Origin of the sequence: Paraburkholderia sp., assembly GCF_035948235.1 — a bacterium.
In the GTDB taxonomy this organism is placed as follows: domain Bacteria; phylum Pseudomonadota; class Gammaproteobacteria; order Burkholderiales; family Burkholderiaceae; genus Paraburkholderia.
This window is the reverse complement of record NZ_DASZJJ010000115.1, coordinates 46,647-70,304: the sequence shown is the minus strand read 5'-3', so window position 1 is coordinate 70,304 and position 23,658 is coordinate 46,647. Positions and strand designations below refer to the sequence as shown.

Below are 23,658 nucleotides of genomic sequence, written 5' to 3'. Positions count from 1 at the left end.
CTTGAGTACTTCGCAGGTGCAATTGCAGCGTACTTTAAATCCGACTGTAATTCATTCAAGGAGATGCCTAAGGCGATTAGCAGGCCAAAAACGCCGACCAAGCTTTATGAGCAGTTAAACCAACTGCATGCGAGTGGGTTGGAATCGTTTGCCTTCGTACTCTCAGCGGGCAACAATGGCCGCTCCATTCGCGATGAAATTGCGCACTATTCATTCGTCAGTGCTGGGTGCGTCAATTTAAGCGCGCGCGGCTTCGTGCTAGCGGGCGGTGGAGAGGGACTTGAGCCGTTCTCTGGCTTGTCACTCACTGAAGCGCTCAAGTCTCGCGTGGACCAGCTGTCTGGATTTTTAAACGAATCACTACGAATCTTCACCGATACATTGCGAGAACACCATAGCGGCGACACCATGACCACAGACGGGCTGGCTATAGATGACACAACGAAGGGTTGATGCGTGGTAACTCCTTAAATCCACCACAGCGACACGCCCACGGTATAAGGCTTGGCAGCACTCGGTTCGATTCCCAGATTCCAGCCCGAGGCACCAGATGAAAAAGAAGAAGGCCCCCGTCCGACAGAACGCCGATGGGGGCCCTTTGGTGTTTCTGGGGGGCTTCCGCTACGGATGGCGCGTCTTCTTGCCTATGCTCTACGCTATGCCGTCAAATTGTCCCAACGGGACATCCGTGGGACAATCTGGGACACATGAAGGGATTTCTGGGACAACTCAGCAACTAGCAGCCGAAACTCAATGCAGACCCTGGCTCGCCAGGAAGTCCTCATAGTTGCCGCTGTAGTCGTTGATCGTGCCATCGGTTTTCACTTCGATGATGCGATTGGCCAGGCCGTTCACGAATTCACGGTCGTGCGAGACGAACACCAGCGTGCCGTCGAACTTCTCAAGCGCGATCTGCAGCGACTCGATCGATTCCATGTCCATGTGGTTGGTCGGCTCGTCCATCAGCAGCACGTTGTGGCGGCCCAGCATCAGCTTGCCCCAGATCATGCGGCCCTTCTCGCCACCCGAGAGCACCTTGACCGACTTGCGGATATCGTCCGCGTTGAACAGCAGACGGCCCAGCGTGCCGCGCACGGACTGCTCGTCGTCGCCTTCCTGGCGGTACTGGTCGATCCAGTCCATCAGCGTGACGTCGTTCGGGAACTCTTCGTACGTGTCCTGCGGCATATAACCGATGCTGGCGTTTTCGGCCCACTTCACCGTGCCGTTATCGACCGCCAGGCTGCCCATCAGCGAACGCAGCAGCGTGGTCTTGCCCGCGCCGTTTTCGCCGATGATCGCGATGCGCTCGCCCGGCTGCACGCTGATGCTGAATTTATTGAAGATGCGGCGCTCGTAGGTCTTCGTGATCTCTTCCGCGACCACGACGATGTTGTGCAGCTTCTTCTCGAATTCGAAGCGGATGAACGGGTTCTGACGCGACGACGGCTTGAATTCCTCGATCTTGATCTTGTCGATCATCTTCAGACGGCTGGTTGCCTGACGCGCCTTCGACTTGTTGGCCGAGAAGCGGCGCACGAAGTCCTGCAGGTCGGCCACGCGTTCCTTCGCCTTGGCGTTGGCGTTGGCCTGACGCTCGCGTGCCTGCGCCGAAGCGAGCATGTAGTCGTCGTAGTTGCCCGGATAGACCTTCAGCGTGCCGAAATCCATGTCCGCCATGTGCGTGCAGACCTGGTTCAGAAAGTGTCGATCGTGGGAAATGATGATCATGGTCGAGTTGTACTCGTTCAGAACATCTTCCAGCCAACGGATCGAGTTGATATCCAGGTTGTTGGTCGGTTCGTCGAGCAGGAGCACGTCCGGCTTCGAGAACAGCGCCTGCGCGAGCAGCACGCGCAGCTTCCAGCCCGGCGCCACGCCGCTCATCGGGCCATTGTGGAATTCCGTGCCGATGCCGATGCCTAGCAGCAGTTCGCCTGCGCGCGCTTCGGCCGTGTAGCCGTCGTACTCGGCGAACTTCGCTTCGAGTTCGGCGGCGTGCATGTAGTCGTCGTCGGTGGCTTCAGGGTTCGCGTAGATCGCGTCGCGCTCGCTCATCGCGGCCCACATTTCGGTGTGGCCCATCATGACGACGTCGAGCACGCGCACGTCTTCGTACGCGAATTGATCCTGGCGCAGCTTGCCCAGGCGCACGTTCGGTTCAAGGATGACGTTGCCCGAGCTTTGCTCGAGATCGCTGCCCAGGATCTTCATGAACGTGGATTTGCCGCAACCGTTCGCGCCGATCAGGCCATAGCGGTTGCCTTCGCCGAATTTGACCGAGATATTCTCGAACAAGGGCTTCGGCCCGAATTGCATGGTGATGTTGGCGGTAGAGAGCACAGCGCGTCCCGGTAAGTAGATCGACGAAAAACCTGTAATTTTAGCAGGTTATGCCAGTTCGCGCGCGTCTGCCAGAGTCTGGACGCATTCCAGAGCCGGCGGCGCGCGCTTTCGAAATTACCGGAAATTCGTGGCAGATTCGTGCAGAGGCATCTCTGCGCACTGGCGCGCTAACCCCGACGCGGCGTTTGCAACACATCGACGAAGCCGGACAGATCCGCCTGATCGAGCCCCATCGCGGCGCCAAGCCGCAGGATCTGCTGTACCGTCCCCGCTACGGGCATCGGCGTGCCGGTCTGTTGTGCGGCGGCCGCCACCGTATCGACATCCTTCTGGAACGTTTTCAGCGCGCCGATTGGCGCAAGACCCTCCTGCGTCATGCGCGGCACGAAGGTGCGCAGGAGCGTCGAGTCGGCCCAGCCGCCCGCGAGCGCCTCGGGCAGCTTCGCGGCGTCGATGCCGCTGCGGCGTGCGAGGCCCACGGCTTCGGCGATCGCGGCGACGGTCGCCGTGACGATGGCCTGGTTGCAAAGCTTGGTGGTCTGCCCGGCGCCCGCCGCGCCCATGTGCGTGACGCGCGCCGCGTAGGCGGCGAGGATCGGTGCGACGGCTTCGACGTCATCAGCCGCGCCGCCCGCCATCACGGCGAGCGTGCCCGCCTGCGCCCCGCCCACGCCGCCCGACACCGGCGCATCGACCCAGCCGACGCCCAGCGCCGCCGCGCGCGCGGCCAGTTCACGCGTGAGTTCTGGCGGAATGCTCGAATGATCGACGATGCGGCGCACGCGCGTGGTGCCAGCGCCGCTCAGTCCTGCCAACAGGCCGTGCTCGCCGAATACCGTCTGCTCGACTGCCGCGCCGTCGGCGACACATAGCAGCACCACGTCCGTGCGTTGCGCCAGCGCCTGCGGCGTGTGCACGACCTGCGCGCCGTCGGCGATCAACGCTTCGGCCTTCGCGCGCGAGCGGTTCCACACATGAACGGCGTGACCCGCGCCCAGCAAATGGCGGATCATCGGCGCACCCATCAAGCCTGGCCCGCAAAATCCCAGTTCCTGCTTCTGCATCTTTCTCGTCTCCTGCTGCATGTTTTCAATCGCATTTATTTGCTGCGCGCCCGCTTACGGGCACGAGCGATGCGGCTCGAAGTTCTCCGCTAAACGCAGCGCGCGCGAGGCGCCATGATACCCGTCGACATCGCTCACGCGACGCGCCGGAAAGCGCACTGGCGTACGACGTGGCGTTACCTATACTCGTTTGACGTGCCTTCGGAATGTCACGCGCGCGCCGCCCCCATCGAGGAGACTTTGCCATGAGCGACCACGTCTACAAACAAATCGAACTCACCGGTTCGTCCACCGTTTCTAGCGACGAAGCGATTCGCTGCGCGATTGCGCGCGCGTCGAAAACCTTGCGACATCTGCACTGGTTCGAAGTCACCGAAACGCGCGGGCTGATCGAAGGCGACAAGGTCATGCACTGGCAGGTAACCATCAAGGTCGGTTTGCGTATCGACGAATAACGCGCCGCATAAAAAACGGCTGCGCGCGCCGGGAAGGCATCGCGCAGCCGCATTCGGCTGCTTTTATCCTACGAAAGCAGACTTACTTCGGCAGCGATCCGTCCACGCCTTCGACATACCAGTTCAGACGCTGCAACTCCGGATCGGTCAGCGTTTTGCCCGCAGGCACCTTCACCGCGCCGGTCTGATCCTTGATCGGCCCCGTGAACACGTCCCACTTGCCGCCTGCAATCGCTTCACGCTTTGCGGCAACCGCCTTTTGCGCATCGGCAGACAGCGCGGAAGTGTTCACATCGCCCAGATCGACGGCCTTTTGCGGAATGCCCCACCAGACCGGATCGTTCTTCCACTTGCCGTCGAGCACCTGCTGGATCGCGGCGACGTAATACACGCCCCAGTTCGCTTCAACCGAACCCAGATGCGCGTCGGGGCCGAACTTCTTCATGTTCGAATCCCAGCCGAACGCGTGCACATGCTTCTCTTCGGCGGTTGCCAGCGTTGCGCTCGAATCGGTGTTCTGCAGCAGCACGTCCGCGCCCTGGCCGATCAGCGTTTCAGCAGCCTGCTTTTCCTTGCCCGGATCGAACCAGCTATTGATCCAGATAACCTTGGTATGGACCTTCGGATTCACCGAACGCGCGCCCAGCGTGTACGCGTTGATGTTGCGCACCACTTCGGGAATCGGCACCGAGGCCACGAAGCCCAGCGTGTTCGTCTTAGTCGCATAACCCGCCGCGACGCCCGCCAGATACGCGCCCTGATACATACGCACATCATAGGTGCCGAAGTTCGGCGCCTTCTTGTAGCCGGTCGCGTGCAGGAACACGGTGTCCGGGAAGTCCTTCGCAACCTTTAGTTCGAAGTCCTGATAACCGAAACTCGAACCGAAGATGATCTTGTTGCCCTTGCTCGCGAGATCGCGGAACACCCGCTCCGAATCCGCCGATTCCGGCACGTTCTCCACGCGCGTGATCTTGATCTTGCTGCCGAACTTCTGTTCGGCGGCCTTCGAGCCCTGATCGTGCGCGTAGGTCCAGCCGGCATCGCCCGGATTGCCGAGATAGACAAACGCAACGCCTGGCACATCAGCGGCCTGCGCCGACGGCACGAGCGCCGCCGCGCCGCACGCAGCGGCCACGGCGAAAGCGGTCAGGATGGTTTTTTTCATTGTGACTCTCCGGTCCCGTTGGGATGCTTGCTTCTGTGGTGGTTGAGAAACTGCGAGCACTTCGAATCGTTTTGACGACAGGTCTTAACAACAACTACGCGGCCCCAAAGAACGATTTGCCGAGCGACGCAGGCGCGTTCAGGCGGATCGTGTTCGGGTTACGCGAAATCAGCACGAGCACGACAACAGTAGCCACATACGGCAGCATGGCGAGGAACTGCGTGGGCACCGGCACGCCAATGGCCTGCGCGTAGAACTGCGCGCCCGTCACCGCGCCGAACAGCAGCGCGCCGATCAACAGACGGCCCGGTCGCCACGTTGCGAACACCACCAGCGCAAGCGCGATCCAGCCGCGCCCCGCGGTGATTTGCTCCTGCCAGAGATGCAGTTGCACGACCGAGTAGTACGCGCCCGCCAGACCCGCCATCGCGCCACCAAAGGCCGTGGCGCCATAGCGCACGCCGATCACCGGAAAGCCCACCGAATGCGCGACCTGCGGCGACTCGCCCACCGAGCGCAGCACGAGCCCCGCACGCGTGCGATAGAGGAACCACGCGACCACGGCGAACATCAGGAACGCGAGGTAATCAACGGGTGTGAGACTGAAGAACGCCGGTCCGACCACGGGCAGATGCGATAGACCGGGAATCGGCCAGGCATTGATCGTGACCGACGTGGCCGCCGAGGTATACGGCTTGCCCACGTACGCCGACAAACCCACGCCGAAGATCGTGAGCGAAAGGCCCGTCGCGACCTGATTCGCGAGCATCGTCAGCACGAGAAAGCCGAACAGCAGCGACATCGCGATGCCCGCCGCCATGCCCGCAACGAGTCCGAGCCACGGATTGCCGCTGATCGTCGTGACCGCGTAGCCGGTGACGGCGCCCATCAGCATCATTCCTTCCACGCCGAGATTGAGCACGCCCGATTTTTCCGTGACGAGTTCGCCCACGCCCGCGAACATCAGCGGAATAGCGGCGGTGACGGCGCTCGAGGCGAGCGAGCTGGCTTGCTGGATATCCATATCGTGTTGCCTTGTTTCGTGTAAGCGGGTGATTCGATCAATGCGCGGTTGCAGCGGTGGGACGGCGGCGAATGCGGTAATTCACGAACAGATCCGCGCCGAGCAGGCAGAACAGCAGCAAGCCCTGGAACACGCCCGAGAGCGCCTGCGGCAGTTGTAGCGAGGTCTGCACCGCTTCGCCGCCCAGATACAGCAGCGCCATCAACAGACTCGCCAGCACGATGCCGACCGGATGCAGCCGCCCGACGAACACGACGATGATCGCCGTGAAGCCATAGCCCGGCGACCAGGTCGCCTGCAACTGGCCGATCGGACCGGCGATTTCGCCCATACCCGCGAGACCGGCAAGACCTCCCGAGAGCAGCAGCGAAGTCCAGATCGTCTTTTTCTCCGAGAAGCCCGCGTAGCGCGCGGCCAGCGGTGCGAGGCCGCCCACGCTCATGCGGTAGCCCGCGAAGCTGCGGCGCATGAAGAGCCACACGAGCGGGATCGCCGCGAGCGTGAGGAAGATCGACGCATTCAGACGCGTGCCACGCAGCCAGTGAATGCGCCAGTCGCCGCCGAAGGTGGGATAGAGCGCATCGCCGCTGAACATTTCGGAGAGCGGAAAGTTCATGCCGTTCGGATCGCGCCACGGGCCGCTCACGAGCCAGATCAGCAACTGCGTCGCCACATAGGTGAGCATCAGGCTGGTGAGGATTTCATTGGTGTTGAAGCGGCTTTTGAGCCAGGCCGGAATCGCCGCCCACGCCATGCCGCCAAGCACCCCCGCGATCATCATCAGAAAGAGAATCCACCAGCCGCTGGCTTGATCGAAGTAGATCGCCACGCCGCTCGCCGCAATGCCGCCGAGCACCATCTGCCCTTCCGCGCCAATATTCCAGACGTTGGCGCGATAACCCGCCGCCAAGCCCAGCGCGATCAGGCACAACGGCGACGCCTTGAGCAGCAGTTCCGACCAGCCGTTGACGCTCGAAAGCGGTTCGATGAAGAACGCGTGCATGGCCTGCACGGGATCGCGGCCCACGAGGCCGAAGATCAGGAAGCCGATCGCCAGCGTGAGGAGCGCGGCGATCAGCGGCACGGCGATGCGCACCGTGCGGGACGGCGTCGTGCGGGCTTCGAGTCGGTAGGGAAAAATCATGACGTGTGGTCTGGCGGTCGCGTTGTCGTTGGCGTTTTATGTAATGCGTGTGGCCGTGCCCGTTCAGGCATGTGCGGCAGGCGCGGCAGGTTCCGCTGGCGGCGGGCCGCCACTGGTTTGCGTGGCGCGATCGCCGAACAAGCCCGCCATCCAGCGGCCGATTTCCTCGGCATTGGTTTCGCCGGTCAGTCGCGCGGGCGAAAGCCGTCCGCCTGCCAGCACGGCGATGCGGTCGCAGATATCGAAAAGTTCTTCGAGTTCTTCCGAAATCACCAGGATCGCGACGCCGCTCGCCGACAGATCGAGCAACTGTTGACGGATGAACGAGGCCGCGCCCACGTCCACGCCCCAGGTGGGCTGCGCGACCACGAGCACCTTCGGCGCCTGTAAAATCTCGCGCCCGACGATGTACTTCTGCAGATTGCCGCCCGAGAGGCTTTGCGCGAGTGCGTCGGGACCGCCGCAGCGCACGTCGAAGGCGCCGATACAGCGCTCGGCGAACGCGCGCATCGCGCCGGTCTTGAGCCAGCCGGAACGCACCATGCCTTCGCGGTGCGCCGTGAGCAGCGCGTTTTCTGCGAGCGACATCGCGGGCACCGCGCCGCGCCCAAGGCGCTCCTCCGGCACGAAGGCAAAACCCAGCCGCCGCCGCGCGCCCGCCGAAAGCCGCCCCGCCGGCTTGCCGCAGATCGTCACCAAATCCGCCGCGCCGTGGCGTCCCGCCGGCGTCTGGCGCGACTCGCCCGAGAGCGCCGCGAGCAGTTCCGCCTGACCGTTGCCCGACACGCCCGCGATCCCCAGAATCTCGCCCGCATGCACGCCGAAGCTCACATCGCTGAGCGACGTGCCGAACGGATCGTCGCTCGCCATCGACAGATGCTTGACGTCGAGCAGCACGTCGCCCGGCGTATGCGTGCGCCGCGTGTAGGCAGGCAACTCGCGCCCCACCATCAGGCGCGCGAGCGACGCATGGGTTTCTTCGCGCGGAATCACGTTACCGGTCACCTTGCCGCCGCGCAGCACCGTGGCGGTATCGCAAAGCTCCTGGATTTCGTCGAGCTTGTGGCTGATGTAGAGAATGCTGCAGCCTTCCGCGGCCAGCCGCCGCAGCGTGCCGAACAGCTTGCGCACGGCTTGCGGCGTGAGCACGGAAGTCGGCTCGTCCATGATGAGCAGACGCGGGTTCTGCAGCAGGCAGCGCACGATCTCCACGCGCTGGCGCTCGCCCACGGTGAGGCTATGCACGTGGCGCTGCGGATCGACGTCGAGGCCATATTGCCCCGACACCTCGCGAATGCGCGCAGCCAGCGCCTTGAGGTCGAACTTCTCGTCGAGCGAGAGCGCAATGTTCTCGCCCACGGTGAGCGTTTCGAACAACGAAAAATGCTGGAACACCATGCCGATGCCGAGCTTGCGCGCCGCCGCCGGACTGGCGATCTCGACGGCCTCGCCTTCCCAGCGGATCTCGCCCGCATCGGGCCGCACCGCGCCGTAGACGATCTTCATCAGCGTGCTCTTGCCCGCGCCGTTCTCGCCGAGCAGCGCGTGGATTTCGCCGGGCATGACTGTGAGCGTCACGTCGTCGTTGGCGCGTACGGCCGGATACTGCTTCGTAATGCCGGATAGCGCGAGGCGCGGCACGGGTTGCCCCGCGCGTTGCCCGGAATTCATGCCCGCCCCGGTCGCCTGACGGGAAGAAGAGTCGCCCATGGAAAGTCCGCCGTAGTACGTTATTGAGTACGTGATGCTGGTTCGTTGTTCGTTCTAGTCCGCTCGCCTGAGCCTTCCCTATGGCCGCGCAAAGCGCCCCACATCCGGGCTGACCGCCGGGTGACGATACCTTGCCAGCCGGGCCAGCGTCGAGCCGACAAAAATCCCCATGACATGCCGTTGTGCCCCGCGCAACAGGGACTTGTCAGGATGGCTCAGTACAACCCTGTCTTGACGGGTCTTTTTGTCCATATTAAAAAACATATATCCACAAAGCCCCTCGATCAGCCAAAACATATAATTCGGAGATTTCATGAGCCAGCAACGCGAGGCGATCGACACGTACCTCTTGCGCGTCTTGCACACCCTCTTGATGGAGCGCAGCGTGACGCGCGCGGCCGTCAAGCTCAATCAGTCGCAACCCGCAATCAGCGCGGCGCTACGGCGTCTGCGCGACATTACCGGCGACCCGCTGCTCGTACGGGGCAAGTCCGGCATGGTGCCCACCGAATACGGTCTGCGCCTGCTCGAACCCGTGCAGAACGCCCTGCGCGAGATCGAGCGCATCCGTTTCCAGCAGCACAATTTCGATCCGGCTACGTCCATCCGCTGTTACCGCATCGGCTGTCCGGACTATCTGAACGTGCTGTTCGTGCCCACCGTGGTCGAGCGTTTCCGTCAGGCCGCGCCCAATGCCACGCTCGAGTTCCATTCGCTCGGGCCCGCTTTCGACTACGAACTGGCGCTCGAAGAAGGCAAGCTCGATATCGTGATCGGCAACTGGCCGGAACCGCCCGAGCAGCTTCACCTGTCGAATCTGTTCGTCGACCAGATCGTCTGCCTGATGAGCAACACGCACCCGTTCGCCAAGCGCGGCGGGCTGACGCTCGACCAGTACCTCAACGCGCCGCATCTCGCGCCCACGCCCTATTCCGTGGGCCAGCGCGGCGCCATCGACGTGCATCTGGCGCGCGAGCGCCTCAAGCGCCACGTGGTCGTCACGCTGCCGTACTTCAATCTGGCGCCGTACGTGCTCATCAAGTCGGATCTGGTGTTCACCACCACGCGTCTGTTTGCCGATCATTACGCGCGTTTCCTGCCGCTCACGGTCGTGCCCGCGCCGCTCGACTTCCCGCCGATGCAGTACTACCAGTTGTGGCACGAGCGCTGTCACTATTCGGATGAAGTCCGCTGGTTGCGCAGCCTTGTCGCCGAAGCGACCAAGACGCTGATCGACAAACCTTAACCAACGCCGATGCCGTTTTGCCGAACGGCTCAAGCGTTACAGCACGGGCGGCCCGCTTTCGCGCGCCGCCCGTTTTGCATTTACAGCGGCTTACGGGCCGCCTTAGCGCGCCGCCTGCACGAGCTGACCGGCAAGCCGGTTATGGCGCTCGATCACGGGCCCGAGATCGAGCGTCTGCAGCACGCCCTCCTTCACCACCACGCGCCCGCCGATCACCGATAGCGCGACCTGCGACGGCGCACAGAACGCCAGCGCCGCGACTGGATCATGCAGCGCGCCCGCGAACAAGGGCTGACGCAGATCGAAAGCCACGAAATCCGCCGCCATGCCGGGCTCGAGCGCGCCGATATCGTCGCGGCCCAGCACCTTCGCGCCACCCAGCGTGGCAATCTCCAGCGCCTCGCGCGCCGTCATGGCATCGGGCCCGAAGCCCACGCGCGCGAGTAGCATCGCCTGACGCATCTCGCCCATCATCTGGGCCCCGTCGTTCGAGGCCGAACCGTCCACGCCCAGGCCCACGGGCACGCCCGCGAGACGCATCTTCTTGATCGGCGCGATGCCCGAAGCGAGGCGCATGTTCGAACACGGACAATGCGCGACGCCCGTGCCGGTGCGACCGAACAGGCCAATGCCGTGTTCGTCGAGCTGCACACAGTGCGCATGCCAGACGTCGCGGCCGACCCAGCCCAGATCCTCGGCATATTCGGCGGGCGTCATGCCAAATTTTTCGCGGCTATAGGCGATGTCGTTGACGTTCTCGGCGAGGTGCGTGTGCATCGACACGCCGTAATGGCGCGCCATCACCGCCGATTCGCGCATCAGATCGCGGCTCACCGAGAACGGCGAGCACGGCGCCACCACCACGCGCAGCATCGCGTAACGGCCCTCGTCGTGATACGTCTCGATCAGGCGCTGGGTATCGGCGAGGATCGCGTCCTCATTCTCGACCACCGAATCCGGCGGCAGGCCGCCGTCCTTCTGCCCCACGCTCATGCTGCCGCGCGCCGCATGAAAACGCATGCCAATCTGCTGCGCGGCGCGGATGCTGTCGTCCAGACGGCTGCCGTTCGGGTAGATGTAGAGGTGATCGCTCGACGTCGTGCAGCCCGAGAGCAGCAGTTCAGCCATGGCCGTGAGCGTGGACACCTCGATCATTTCCGGCGTCAGGTTGGCCCAGACCTTGTAGAGATTCGTGAGCCAGCCGAACAGTTCGGCGTCCTGCGCGGCGGGCACGGCGCGCGTGAGGCTCTGATACATGTGATGGTGCGTATTGACGAGGCCCGGCGTGACGATATGGCCAGTAGCGTCGATCACTTCGTCGGCGGTTTGCGGCAGTTCCGCCGTCGGGCCGACCGCGACGATGCGATTGTCCTCGACATAAACGCCGCCGCCACGGATTTCGCGTCGCGCGCCGTCCATCGTCACCAGCATGTCGGCGTTCTTGAGCAGCAGGGTTTTCGTGCCGGGCTTGCGTTCCGGGTTGCTTGCGGTAGTGCGTTCCATCGTGTCTGTTCGCTCCGTTGTCCGTGAATTGACTGTGAATGTGAAGCAGACGTCCTTGCCGCACCGCCGTTCCACCGGAACAACCGGTGCCGACGCATCCTGACGAGGACGCCGCTGGCCCGGTTACCCGGCGCCCAGCGCCGTCTTCGGGTTACGCGCACCGGTTTGAGCCGAAGCGCGCATGACCGCTACCTTCGGCAACCAAAATTCCGCTGGCAATTCGCCTGGACGAGATACCGGAATTCAGTCCCTTCATATAAAGGTCGATTTTTGGCGCGGATACGATGTGCACATGGGTGAAAACCCGAGGTTTCGACCGCCGCGAGAGCCGCATGCAGCAAGGCCCGGCGGCCAGGCTCATGCGGCGGGGATTATCTTTCCTATCGCTCGCGCGATTGCGGCCCGAACGTTCTTAAAATGCGTTCACGGCGCTCGCTTCGATCCGCCGACGGGTATGTAGCCACTGACGTGGAGCCTCGATCCGCCGCTTGAGCATCATGGGATCGAGACGCCGCCGAAACCTCGCAATGACACCAGGAAAAGACAAGGAAAACTGCGAATGGGCAAGCTGACTACCCACGTGCTCGACACCGCGAACGGCCGTCCCGGCGCGGGCATCAAGGTCGAACTCCATGCGCTCGACGGCGACGCCCGCCGCGCGCTGAAGACCGTCACGACCAACCACGACGGCCGCTGCGACGAACCGCTGCTCGAAGGCGCGGCGCTCACCCCGGGCGAATACGAACTCGTGTTCCATGCCGGCGACTACTTTGCGTCGATCGGCACGAAAGTGCCGGAACCGCGTTTTGTCGATCGCGTCGTGCTGCGCTTTGGCGTGGCCGATGCCGGCGCGCACTATCACGTGCCGCTGCTGGTCTCGCCGTGGTCGTACAGCACCTATCGCGGCAGCTAAGTCTGCTGCTCTGGCGTTCACGGCTCATCAACAACACAACAAGAGACAGGCGGCGCGCCCACGCGTGCCCGCTTTGCGGCGCTGCACTTTTGCCGCCCCCGCAGTCCCGCGCGAGACGTCCTGACGTCCGCGCGCAACGAATCAGGAGTGGAGGAGTTTCATGGAAGGCTTTATTACCGACTGGCTGAACCTCGCATTGCGCTGGTTCCACGTCATCGCGGCGATCGCCTGGATCGGCGAATCGTTCTACTTCGTCGCGCTCGACAACAGCCTCAAACCGCCTACGGACCCCAACCAGAAGCGTCGCGGCGTGTTCGGCGAACTGTGGCACGTCCACGGCGGCGGCTTCTACAACATGCAGAAGTACACCGTCGCGCCGCCCGAAATGCCCGACGATCTGCACTGGTCGAAGTGGCCGTCGTACACGACGTGGCTCTCGGGCGCGTCGCTCTTCACGGTGCTCTACCTGTTCGCGCCGAACACGTACCTCATCGACAAGAACGTGCTCGATATGGGTCCGGTCGTGGCGGTGGCTTCGGCGCTGGGCTTCCTGGCTGCGGGCTGGATCGTGTATGACTCGCTGTGCCGCCTGCTGGGCACGAAGGACAAGCTGCTCGGCGTATGCGTGGGCATCTACGTGGTGATCGCCGCTTACCTCGCCTGCCATATTTTTTCGGGCCGCGCCGCGTATCTGATCATGGGCGCGATGCTGGCTACGATCATGTCGGCGAACGTGTTCTTCGTGATCATTCCTGGCCAGCGCAAGATGGTCAACGCGATGCTCAAGGGCGAAGTGCCGAACCCGATCTACGGCAAGCGCGGCAAGCAACGTTCGGTGCACAACACGTACTTCACGCTGCCGGTGGTGTTCGCGATGCTGTCGAACCACTACGCGATGACCTACGCGCATGAATATAACTGGGCCGTGCTCGTGGTCATCATGCTGGCCGGCGCGCTGATTCGCCAGTTCTTCGTGATGCGTCACCGTGGCCAGCAGCTCTGGTACCTGCCGATCGGTGGCGTGGCGCTGATGTTCGTCGCGCTGGTCTGGACGCTGCCGCGCCCGGTCGTGCCGCAGGCCGAAGCCGCCAATGCGCCGACGATCAAGATCGGCGACATTCAGCCGATCCTGCAACAGCGTTGCGCGGGTTGCCACTCGGCCCACCCGACGATGATGGGCGCAGCGCCCGCTGGCGTGATGTTCGATACGCCCGATGAAATCTCGCAGAACGCGCAGCGTCTGTATCAACAGGCCGTCACGCTCAAGGCGATGCCGCTGGGCAACGTCACCCACATGACCGACGACGAACGCATGAAGATCGCCGCATGGTTCCAGGGCGGCGCGAAGCAGTAATTCTGTTACGCCAGTTCGGCTAACTAAAAAGCCCGAAGCATTTTTGTGCTTCGGGCTTTTTTTGTCGGCGTTGCGCGAGGCTAGCGCTCCGCACTTGCCCCCGCGGGCCGCACAGCGAATAGCTGCGTATTGAGGCGCCCGACTTCGTCGAGGTCGAGCATCGCGGTCTGCCCAAGAAGCTTGAGGACCGCGAGCACGACGTCGTAACGCGCACGAATCAGGTCACGGCGGCCAGCGTACAGCGCGTCGGTAGCTCGCAGTACATCCAGGCTGGTCCGGCTACCTGCGCCAAAGCCGATACGGGTGGCCTCAAGCGATGCCTGCGCACGCTGTACCACCTGATCGAGCGCCGCCATACGCGTGCCGCCCGCGCTCACGCGCAGCCAGCCGTCGCGGGCATTCGCGCCGGCATCGCGCACCGCGGCGTCGAGCTCGTCACGTGCCTTGTCCTCCAGTGCGCTTGCTTCGTCGACTTTCGCCGTGGTTTCGCCGCCGGAGTAAAGCGGAATCGTAACGGCGAGCATGCCCGTGGTGGTGGTGGTCGGCCGCGAATAACCACCCGCCGCTCCCGCCGGAGTATGAGTGATCTGGAGACTCACGTTGGGATAGCCCGCAGCCTGTGCCTTTTCGGTCTCGAAGCGCGCGATCCTCAGCGCCACTTCGCCGATCTGCACCGCATAGCCGCGCGACTGCGCCTGCGTGATCCAGCGTTGCGCGTCCGGCGGATCGAGTCGCGGCACACCACCAGGCGCCAAAGTCGAGATGGCATCGACGGAGTGACCTGTGATGCGCTCCAGCGCCGCCTGCGCAAAACGTGCCTGGCTTTGCGCGTCGAGTAACTGCAGTTGGGCCTGCGCACGGCTCGATTCGCCGTCGCGCACGTCCACCAGCGTTGCTTCGCCAGCGGCCTTCGCCCGCGCGAGCAGCGCGAGATGCGCGTCGAGCGCATGTAGATAATCCGTTGCGCGCGCCACCTCTTCAGCCGCTGCGAGCACGTCGAAATAGGCCTGCGCCGCTGCAAGGATGGCGTTTTGTTCGGCGCTGGCGGTTTGGAGACGGCCCTGCAAGACCATCCAGTCGGCCTGACGATACGCAGTCCAGCTTGCCCAGTCGAACACGGGTTGCGTGAGCCCGACGGTCCAGCCGCTTTGCCAGTAATGCTGGGTGGGAAAGTCCTCCGTGACGATGCCGTTATAGGCCCGGCCCCAGCCGCCGGAAACGTGAGGCAACAGCGCCGCGCGTGCTTTCGGCACGGCCTGCGCGGCGGCGCGCGCCGAGTCGCGCGAAGCGGCCAAAGCCGGATCGTGGTCGAGCGCGTCGCTCACGACCGAAAGCAGGTCGGCTCCGTGCGCACCGCCTGCCAGCAGGGAAAGGACGAGCGTTATCGTGGCTGCCGTGCGGTTCATCACGCCCCCTCCATCGCCGCTTGCGCATCCCGCCGCTCGACGCGTACGAACCCGCCATCGACGAGCCGGTAGTGCTTTTCGAAGCCCTCCGCCATCGCCACATCGTGCGTAATCACCACGACGGTTCGATCGAGCCTCTGAAGCAACGCCGAAATGCGCCGTACCGCAACCGGATCGAGGTTCGATGTCGGCTCGTCGAGCAGCAGCAGTTCCCGCGACTGATAAAGCGCGCGCGCCAGAAGCAGACGCTGGCGTTGCCCGGCCGAGATATTGGCGAGCGTGTCGCTGATGACCGTGCGCGTGCGCATCGGCAAGCGCATGACATCGTCGAGCAGACCGACGGCTTCGAGCAGTGACAGAATGCGCGCCTCATCGGGATTGCCCTCGAAAAGCGCGATATTGTCGGCGATTGACCCGTGCAGAATGATGTCGCCCTGTCGCATATGCGCGGCGTGGCGGCGAATCTCGTCGACGTTCAGATTGGGCCAGGCGATACCGTTGAACGTGATTTCGCCCTGTTGCGGCATATCGGTGGCCGCGAGCAATCTGAACAGCGTCGATTTGCCGGCACCGGACGGCCCCGTGATGACGATTTTGTCGCCGCGCACGATATCGAGGTTCGCATTGGACAGCACGGGCTGGTCGGAAACGCCATACGAGAAGCCGACGTTGCGCAGGGCGATGCGTTCAAAGCGGCGTACCTCGACGGTCTTGTGCAGGTCCGCGAACGGTGTGTAGCGTTCGGCCTCGCATTCGACAATATCGTCCACGCGTGCGACAGGCACGCTCAGCATGAAATACGCGAAACCCGTGTTGATGGCCAGTGCCATGCGCTCGGAGAACAACGACTTGTAGATCATGAAGGAGTAAAAAGCGCCCACCGAGATTGTGCCGGCAAGCATTAGCTTCGCTGCAAACCAGGTGATGACGAGCGTTTCTGCGTGCGCGAGCAGCTTGAGCAGTGCATCGCGCGTGGCCGTCAAGCGGCTGCTCTGAAACAGCGCCGACGCGTAATTGCGGAACAGTTCCATGAAACGCGCCACGCGGCGCGTCTCGCCTTGGGACAACTTGATGAGCGACGCTCCTCGCACCGTTTCGAACAGCGCATCGTCGCAGCGCGCGCTTTCCTGCAGCACACGCGCGTGTGTGTCGCGCATTGCCGCGAACATCGATCCGGACACCAGCAAGTACAGCGCGAAGATCGTCACCACAACCACCGACAGTTTCACGTCCTGAACGAACATCAAAAGCATGGCGAGCAGGCCGACCATCACGTCCACGCAAAACGACAGGACCGATCGCGACGCGAAAGCGTTGATTTCGTCCTGCGATTTGAAACGCGTGAAAATATCGCCGAGATTGCGTTTTTCGAAGTACGCGATCGGCACGCGCAGCAGATGCGCGAACAGGCCTTCGGTTGCGTTCACGCTCACGCGCGCGTACAGCAATTCGACGAGTACGCCCTGGACGTACTGGCTGACTGCGCCTACAAGGAAAACAGCGGCGAACGTGAAGACCAGCACGTTAAGCAGGTTCAGGTTGTCTTCGGCGACTACGTGGTCGAGCACGAACGAACCCAGATATGGCTGCGCCAGAATCGCGAACTGCGCGCCGAGTGCAACGAAGAGTGTCTTCGCGAACTGGCCGCGCAACTGCGGATTGAGCTGGCGCACGCGCGCAATGGCATCGGGCACGCGCAGACGGCGACGGATACGCTTTAGCGTGGGTGCCGGTGCGCACTCGATCAGATATCCTGAAATGCAGGCTAGAAACGTGTCCATCGCGATGCGCCGGCGTCCGACCGCCGGATCGATCAGCATCACGTAGTGACGCGTCGCCCGCTCGAACACGACGAAATGCGCGCCGCCAAAGTGGATGACCGAGCCGGGCTTGATCTGACTGACCTGCGACGCGTCGAAGCGGAACGCCTGCACTTCGAGCCCAAAGTCCGTCGCCACGTCATACAGGTCCATCAAGGACAGACCGTTTGCCGAAATCGGCCGGTAAGCGGAAAGCTCGCGGACTTCGGTGGCACGCCCGAAATGCGAAAGCACCATCGCAAGACACGCATAGCCGCATTCCGCGACTTCATTCTGGTAGATCACCTGCATGTCAGCCTCGCACAATCTTGAACAACGGCTCGAGCACCCATTCGGCGATGGTGCGGCGCTCGATCACTACGCTCGCCGTCGCCTGCATGCCAGGCAGGATGTCGAAATGCTGCGCGCCATAATCGAAGGTATGACGCGGGAGCGTGACCCATGCGACGAATTCGTCGCCCGGCGTGGATGGCGCATCGCCCTCGCCGGCCTTCGCGGGATTGGGCGCCGGCGTCGACACAGTCGTGCGGGAGATCGAATCGATGCGCGCTTCGTACGATCCGAAACGCGCATAAGGGAACGCATCGAACTTGAGGTGTACCGTCTGCCCCGGCCGCACGAAACCGCGCCGTCGCGACGGAATACGCAGTTCGGCGCGCAGCGGGCCGCCGGCATCGGTCACGATCACCATGGCGATATCCGCGGGCTGAAGCGTGCTGCCTTGAACGAGCCGCGAGAACGTCACGATGCCGGCTTTCGGTGCGGAGATCGTCGCGTCGCGACGTGTCTGCTCGAAGCGGGCATCCGCCTCCTGGAGATCGCGTGCCCGGCTTGTATCGAGTTCATGCAACTGCGCGTTGAGCGTCTGCTGCGTATTGCGCAAGTCAGCGAGCGCCGCGACCGTCTGCTGGCGTCGAGCCGCCAGTTCGGCGCGCGCGATGCGGCTCTGGTGCTGATCCGCCTGGGCTTGTTCGATGCGATCAGCGGGTACGTAGTCTGCAACGGCTTCGAGGCGCGCAAGCTTCTTCTGCGCCTCGCCAACCAGTTGGTCGCTTTGCGCGCCTTGTACATCTAGCTCAGCGAGCTCCGCGCGCCGGCTCGTTTCGTTCGCGCGTGCAGTGGCGAGTTGGGTCGTCAGATCGACGTGGCGCTGCGTGTATCGTGCGTTAGCCGCACGGCGCTCCTCGTCGCGCACCTGCGCGTCGAAGTCTGCCCGACTCATACCGCCGTGCGCGAGCGAGAGGTCGCGTTCCAGCCGGAATAGCGGCTGCGCCGCCTCGACCCGCGCGGGCGGCTGCACGTAGATTGCCGAAACGAGCCCGCTTTCGCCCTGCAACTTGATCTCGGCTGGCGAAACGATTTCGCAGCGTACGTCCTGCTTGAGTTCCACTTCGTGCGTGAAAGCAAAGCCGACGCCGAGCACGACAACGCTCGAAGCCGCGTAAGCGATCCAACGCCAGCGGATATCCCTGAACTCGGGAAGATAAAGTGGGTCCACGTTGTGAGAAGGTCCCCGTGACCGGTGTTCCGGCCATCCATGTGGTTATCGTGCCGTTGCCGGATATGCCCGGCTCCTATGCACTGGAACGTTTTTGAACGACAGGCTATCGGACCGGCGCGAAGTGATACACGCTGGGATGACCCGCGAAAAGCCAATGCGGATAGTTTTTCCGGCGCGCCGTATCGATGTTGTCAGCAAGTCGCTGTGGCGCGGCTTCGTCGGCTAGCGCAATGGGATCAAAAATGTGGATGCCGAATCGCCCACGCTCGAAGCGCAGATAGAACGACAGCAGCGTCGCGTCGACAGGCGCACCCAGCCGGAATATGCCGTTGTGCAAACGCGCCGGCCGGCCGCTCAACTTGACGCTCACGGTCTCCATCGGATATTTCGCCAGCGCAAACGGCGGAACATCGGCAAACACCACTGCCACGCCGTCTCGCCGCAGCGTTCGGATGACGCGCAAGCCGAGGCCGTTGCGGCTATCGCGGCCATTTTCGTCGTAGGTGTACAGCACACGGAGCGAGGGGATCATCTGCGCGTCGTTGCCGTACACGTCGCGCGGCACGCCCGATACAACGGAGAGGGATGCGAGTCCCAGCGCCTCGCGCACATTGTCCACGACGTAAATGTTCGCGTACTGCGAAACGTAATGGAATGGCGACAACACAACGACGCGTCCGGGCTCTGCGGCTTTGATCTGTCTGATACGAGCGGCCAGTTGCATCGCGGCGGCACGCAGATCCGGCCAGACGTCACGGCCGAGCGCTCGCCCTGCATAGAGGCGCTCGTCGAGCCAGCGCTCGCGCACATTCGCGCTCATGACACTCAATGCATCCTTGCGCGTGAGGCCCACATCGCTGCGACCGGCGTCATAACGGGCAATGCCTGTCGAGCGGGCACGGCCATCGCACGTCGCCTTAATCAGCCAATGAACTCGCGCAGCCGAATCGAGTACTGGAAATGGCGTACAGAGCAACAAACGGCGCCGTAGCAGGAATCGCCCTTGCGCCAGGCGGCTCAGGAAACGCAAGAGAGGTTGTTTAAGCACTTCGTAGACAACTGCAGGCAGCGATAAGTAGCGGTGTAATAACTAAGCGAAAAAAAGGGGGGCGCCCCCCTCTTCATTAAACGACGCTAATTAGCGCGGCACGACGGGAGCCGGGCACGGCTTCGGAGCCGGTGCCGGTTGGCTCGAGCAGCAGCTCTTGCAGCAACCACCTGCAGCGTCGATGTTGGCGAGTTGGGTACGGTCGATTTTTTGCATCGTAGTTATCCTTTAAGAATGGTTACCGCGATTTACAGCGGCGATGGCATCTTATCAATCTGCAATCCGAAGAAAAAGACAATGCAGCGAATTTATCCATCGATTTACAAAGTTCGACATAAATCTCAAACAATCAGTCATAAACCCTATAAATATAAGAATTTCTCACGAACTCGCTATAAATAAGATTAGGCGATTCGAAATTAGACCACCCTATATCCAGCAATTTTTGCTCAAAAATATTTAATAAATTCAGAAATATCGTATTTACGGCGTTCGAACGTATCAATAGATTCTACGCAAGCATCGTCTCGTGAATTCGACTGTGTCAAAGGTGTGTGAGTACGTGACAAACCCTTATTAATACGGCATCCTGAATGAATAATACTTATCGCTGTGTGTGGAGTGAAACAGACCAAACTTGGGTCGCAGCCCCCGAAACCGCCACCGCCGGCCGCAAGGCGTCCAGGCGTGTTGCCGTTATCGCCACCAGCGCGCTTGGGATTGCCGTCGCACTCTCTTCGCAGGCAGTAGATGCAGCGACTGTTGGCACTGTCGGCCAGGGTGGCCTTGAACTGTGCACCGGTGCTTCTGGATACGCGTGGGGTTCGTCGGGTGGTAGCGAGGCACTCGACTGCTCGACCGACGGCAAAGGTACAACGGATGGCCTGGCTTTTTCGTTGAACAACGCCGCGGACACGAAGGGTGGCTACGGGATGAACGCGTCCACCGCCCAGGTGGCGGGTTACAAAAACGGCACGCTCAATATCAAAGGCGCGAGCGTTATGGTCTACGGTCCAACGACTTTCGACAGTGTCGTGACCATGAGCAACCAGAAAATCGTGCAGCTTGCGCTTGGCAAAGTTTCGTCGGATAGCACTGAAGCTGTCAATGGCTCGCAACTCTATGCCGTATCTTCTAGCGTAGCCAACGCCGTGCAGTACGACTCGTCGGCGCACAACTCGGTGACGCTGGGTGGCTCGGGTCATGCACCTGTCGCACTGACGAACGTCGCTAATGGCGCGTTGAACGCAAACAGCACCGACGCGGTGAACGGTTCGCAACTCAATGCGACGAACGCGAACGTCACGTCCGTTACCAACACGGTGAACAACATCACCAACGGCGGTGGCATCAAATACTTCCACACTAATTCGACGGCGGGTGATTCGTCGGCGGCGGGCGCGAACTCGACGGCAATCGGCCCGGTCGCTTCCGCGGCGGGCACAGCCGCGATCGCGCTTGGCGCGAACACCCAGGCAACTGGTGACTATTCGGAAGCGATTGGCAACAGTGCGGTCGCATCGAATCTTGGCGATATTGCCCTGGGCGCATCTGCCACGGCCACGGGCGGTGGAAGTTACTACGCAACGGCAATCGGCACGAACAGCTCGGCCACGGCATATGCCACGACCGCACTGGGCGCGGGCGCAAAGGCAACGCAAGGCAGTGGTACGGCGCTTGGCTATCAAGCCAATGCTGCGGGTTTGAACTCAACCTCAATCGGCACGAACTCGGCGGCCACGCAAACGGGCTCGATGGCAATTGGTCAGGCTGCGAATGCCTCGGTGGCGAACTCGGTCGCGCTGGGCACGGGCTCGGTGGCGAACACTGCAGCGGTAGGCACGGCAAGCGGCACGATTGGCGGCACGACCTACACCTACGCGGGCAAGTCGCCGACGGGTACGGTGAGCGTGGGCGCAGCAGGCGCTGAACGCACGATCACCAATGTCGCTGCAGGCCGCCTCGACGCCGACTCCACGGATGCCATCAACGGTTCGCAACTGTACGCCTCGGACCTGGCAATGCAAAACCTCATCACGGACGGAAATTTCGTCGCTTACGACGATTCGACCCGCAGCCACGTGACGTTTGGTGTCGCCGGCAGCCAGACGACACTCTCCAATGTCGCCGCAGGGACGCAGCCCACCGACGCAGTCAACGTTGCGCAGATGAAGCAGGCGGTCATTACCGGCAATCCGTACATCTCCGGCTTTGGTTCGGGAGAACCCGCGCAGTCCACATCGATAGGCGCGGTGGCGCTGGGTCTTGGCTCGAAGACAACCGTGCCTTATTCGATTTCAGTGGGCGACGCGTCTTCCGGCCTCCTTCGTCGAATTGTCAATGTGGCGCCTGGCGTGGAGATGACGGATGCGGCTACGGTGAGCCAGTTGGGTTCTTCGGAAACCAACATGCTGTCGGCCGTGAACAACCTTAAGAGCAGCACCCAGACGGCCCTTCAGTCGCTCGACGCCCGGGTGGGCGCGCTGAGCGAGGCGTCGAGCGGCACGGGCGAGGTTTCGGCGAGCACCAATGCCCAGTCCAGCGGGAATGCGAGTTCGGCGCTGGCCACAGGCAACGGTTCGGTCGCACTCGGCTCGGGGTCGGTCGCGAACGAGGACAATACTGTGTCGGTCGGTAGCGACGGCACGACCAGGCGCACGCTGACCGACGCGGACGGCAACACGACCACCGTACAAAGCCAGATCAACACGCGGCGCATCGTGAACCTCGCTGCGGGCCAGGACGATACGGATGCGGTCAACGTCTCGCAGCTCAAATCCGTCGCAAGCGCATTGGGCGGCGGCGCCGGCATCAATGCTGCCGGTGGCTTCATCGCACCGTCATATTCAGTGGGCGGAACGACGGTCAACAACGTCGGCGACGCGATCGCCAATCTTGACAATCGCGTACTGAAAAATACCGCAGACATCGCTTCGATCAACACCGCACTCGACAGCGTCGCGTCGTCTGGCGCAGCGGCTTCGTCTTCCTCAACCCCGCACCTGGTTACCGCCACGCGCACGCTCCTTGGTGCAAGCCCCGTCGGTGCAGCTAGCGCCGTAGGCGACACTGCCAGCGGTTCGGTCTCAGCAACCGATACAGCATCGACGACCGATGTGGATGCCGTCCACTACGACACCGCAGATCACTCGAACATCACGCTTAGCAGCACGAGTGGCGCCAACGTCGGCTTGAGTGGATTGCAGAACGGAACCCTCTCCGCAAACAGCACCGATGCGGTAAGCGGCCAACAACTCTACGCCACGAACCAGCAGGTCGCGAGCATCAGCCAGGCCGTGCAGAACATCAGTACGACGGGATCAACGGCGGTTTCGGTGAATTCGACGAGCGGTGTCGCCGCGGCATCGGGCGCGCAATCGGTCGCGGTTGGCGGTGGCGCGGTCGCGACAGGTGCAAACTCGAGCGCGATCGGCGACAAGGCTAACGCATCGGCCAACAACGCCGTTGCGATCGGCGCGAACTCGATTGCGAATCGCGACAATGCAGTCTCGGTCGGCCAGGAAGGCGCCGAACGTCAGATCGTGAACGTCGCCGCGGGCACGTCAGGCACCGATGCCGTGAACCTGAACCAGTTGAACAGCGCGATCGCCCAGCAATCGAACGCGATCGGCCAGCAGATCTCTAATCTGCAAGGCTCGATCAACACGGTGTCGAAGAACGCCTACGCGGGCGTGGCGGCGGCCATGGCCATGCCGAACCTCACGCCTTCGGGCCCGGGTCGTACTGTCGTCGCGGCGGGCGGCGGCTACTACATGGGCGGCAGTGCGGCAGCGGTCGGTGTGACGTATCGTTCGGCCAATATGCACTGGCTCATGAACGGCGCCGTGTCCGTCACGAGCACAGGCAATCCTGGCGTGCGTGCGCAAGTCGGCTACGAGTTCTGATCGCGGCGCGTCGTATCCGGCGCGCATAGTTGGCGTACGCGCAATGCAAAA

Annotated in this window: 18 protein-coding genes and 1 pseudogene; 7 read left to right on the top strand and 12 right to left on the bottom strand. The window is 62.6% G+C overall.

From position 1 onward, the window contains the following. On the top strand, positions 1 to 453 hold a 453-nt coding region (locus VG320_RS10410; protein ID WP_327200024.1), incomplete at its 5' end, for a hypothetical protein. Positions 454 to 750: 297 nt separating this feature from the next. On the opposite strand, the gene VG320_RS10405 is transcribed toward VG320_RS10410, so the two are convergent. Together VG320_RS10405 and VG320_RS10400 are read right to left on the bottom strand one after the other, a co-directional pair. Next, positions 751 to 2,343, bottom strand: a complete 1,593-nt coding sequence (locus VG320_RS10405) for an ABC-F family ATPase (protein ID WP_327200023.1) — start codon at positions 2,341 to 2,343, stop codon at positions 751 to 753. Positions 2,344 to 2,513: 170 nt separating this feature from the next. Then, positions 2,514 to 3,410 (bottom strand): NAD(P)-dependent oxidoreductase, encoded by an 897-nt coding sequence (locus tag VG320_RS10400; RefSeq protein ID WP_327200022.1) that lies wholly within the window; start codon positions 3,408 to 3,410, stop codon positions 2,514 to 2,516. A 245-nt stretch (positions 3,411 to 3,655) separates the two neighbouring features. On the opposite strand from VG320_RS10400, the gene VG320_RS10395 reads away from it, so the two are divergent. Continuing rightward, positions 3,656 to 3,865, top strand: a complete 210-nt coding sequence (locus tag VG320_RS10395) for a dodecin (protein ID WP_027814779.1) — start codon at positions 3,656 to 3,658, stop codon at positions 3,863 to 3,865. A gap of 82 nt (positions 3,866 to 3,947) precedes the next feature. Here VG320_RS10395 and VG320_RS10390 read toward each other — a convergent pair whose 3' ends face one another. The 5 genes from VG320_RS10390 to VG320_RS10370 form a co-directional block, all read right to left on the bottom strand. Then, entirely contained in the window at positions 3,948 to 5,033 is a 1,086-nt protein-coding gene (locus tag VG320_RS10390; RefSeq protein ID WP_327200021.1) for a BMP family ABC transporter substrate-binding protein, read from the bottom strand. Between the two features lie 94 nt (positions 5,034 to 5,127). Then, complete coding sequence (locus VG320_RS10385; RefSeq protein WP_327200020.1) at positions 5,128 to 6,057, bottom strand: ABC transporter permease; 930 nt, start codon at positions 6,055 to 6,057, stop codon at positions 5,128 to 5,130. A gap of 37 nt (positions 6,058 to 6,094) precedes the next feature. After that, positions 6,095 to 7,201 (bottom strand): ABC transporter permease, encoded by a 1,107-nt coding sequence (locus VG320_RS10380; protein ID WP_327200019.1) that lies wholly within the window; start codon positions 7,199 to 7,201, stop codon positions 6,095 to 6,097. A 63-nt stretch (positions 7,202 to 7,264) separates the two neighbouring features. Continuing rightward, complete coding sequence (locus VG320_RS10375; protein ID WP_327200028.1) at positions 7,265 to 8,872, bottom strand: ABC transporter ATP-binding protein; 1,608 nt, start codon at positions 8,870 to 8,872, stop codon at positions 7,265 to 7,267. A 117-nt stretch (positions 8,873 to 8,989) separates the two neighbouring features. Further along, positions 8,990 to 9,226: a hypothetical protein gene (locus tag VG320_RS10370; RefSeq protein ID WP_327200018.1), complete on the bottom strand. Its 237-nt coding sequence runs from the start codon at positions 9,224 to 9,226 to the stop codon at positions 8,990 to 8,992. On the opposite strand from VG320_RS10370, the gene VG320_RS10365 reads away from it, so the two are divergent. After that, on the top strand, positions 9,225 to 10,157 hold the full coding sequence (locus tag VG320_RS10365) for a LysR substrate-binding domain-containing protein (RefSeq protein WP_103703842.1): 933 nt from the start codon (positions 9,225 to 9,227) through the stop codon (positions 10,155 to 10,157). The two genes, VG320_RS10370 and VG320_RS10365, sit on opposite strands and share 2 nt — an antisense overlap. Before the next feature lie 102 nt (positions 10,158 to 10,259). Here the strand turns inward: VG320_RS10365 and VG320_RS10360 are convergent, their stop codons facing one another. Further along, positions 10,260 to 11,660 (bottom strand): 8-oxoguanine deaminase, encoded by a 1,401-nt coding sequence (locus VG320_RS10360; RefSeq protein ID WP_327200017.1) that lies wholly within the window; start codon positions 11,658 to 11,660, stop codon positions 10,260 to 10,262. Positions 11,661 to 12,219: 559 nt separating this feature from the next. Here VG320_RS10360 and uraH point away from each other — a divergent pair. Next, the gene (gene uraH, locus VG320_RS10355) at positions 12,220 to 12,573 is read left to right on the top strand and encodes a hydroxyisourate hydrolase (RefSeq protein ID WP_103703844.1); all 354 of its coding nucleotides are present in this window, start codon (positions 12,220 to 12,222) and stop codon (positions 12,571 to 12,573) included. Between the two features lie 160 nt (positions 12,574 to 12,733). Continuing rightward, on the top strand, positions 12,734 to 13,927 hold the full coding sequence (locus VG320_RS10350) for a urate hydroxylase PuuD (RefSeq protein ID WP_327200016.1): 1,194 nt from the start codon (positions 12,734 to 12,736) through the stop codon (positions 13,925 to 13,927). Positions 13,928 to 14,007: 80 nt separating this feature from the next. On the opposite strand, the gene VG320_RS10345 is transcribed toward VG320_RS10350, so the two are convergent. From VG320_RS10345 to VG320_RS10330, 4 genes are all read right to left on the bottom strand, one after another. Continuing rightward, complete coding sequence (locus VG320_RS10345; protein WP_327200015.1) at positions 14,008 to 15,333, bottom strand: TolC family outer membrane protein; 1,326 nt, start codon at positions 15,331 to 15,333, stop codon at positions 14,008 to 14,010. Further along, positions 15,333 to 17,444 carry a peptidase domain-containing ABC transporter gene (locus VG320_RS10340; RefSeq protein WP_327200014.1) on the bottom strand — a complete coding sequence of 704 codons (2,112 nt, stop codon included), beginning with the start codon at positions 17,442 to 17,444 and terminating at the stop codon, positions 15,333 to 15,335. Before VG320_RS10340 ends, VG320_RS10345 begins: the two co-directional genes overlap by 1 nt. A gap of 1 nt (position 17,445) precedes the next feature. After that, complete coding sequence (locus VG320_RS10335; RefSeq protein WP_327200013.1) at positions 17,446 to 18,651, bottom strand: HlyD family secretion protein; 1,206 nt, start codon at positions 18,649 to 18,651, stop codon at positions 17,446 to 17,448. A gap of 106 nt (positions 18,652 to 18,757) precedes the next feature. After that, complete coding sequence (locus VG320_RS10330) at positions 18,758 to 19,474, bottom strand: hypothetical protein (RefSeq protein WP_327200012.1); 717 nt, start codon at positions 19,472 to 19,474, stop codon at positions 18,758 to 18,760. 821 nt (positions 19,475 to 20,295) lie between these two features. On the opposite strand from VG320_RS10330, the pseudogene VG320_RS31175 reads away from it, so the two are divergent. Then, positions 20,296 to 20,424 (top strand): annotated as a pseudogene (locus VG320_RS31175) (ESPR-type extended signal peptide-containing protein); the annotation flags it as partial. Positions 20,425 to 20,634: 210 nt separating this feature from the next. Further along, positions 20,635 to 23,607, top strand: a complete 2,973-nt coding sequence (locus tag VG320_RS10325; protein WP_327200011.1) for a YadA family autotransporter adhesin — start codon at positions 20,635 to 20,637, stop codon at positions 23,605 to 23,607. Positions 23,608 to 23,658: the final 51 nt, after the last annotated feature.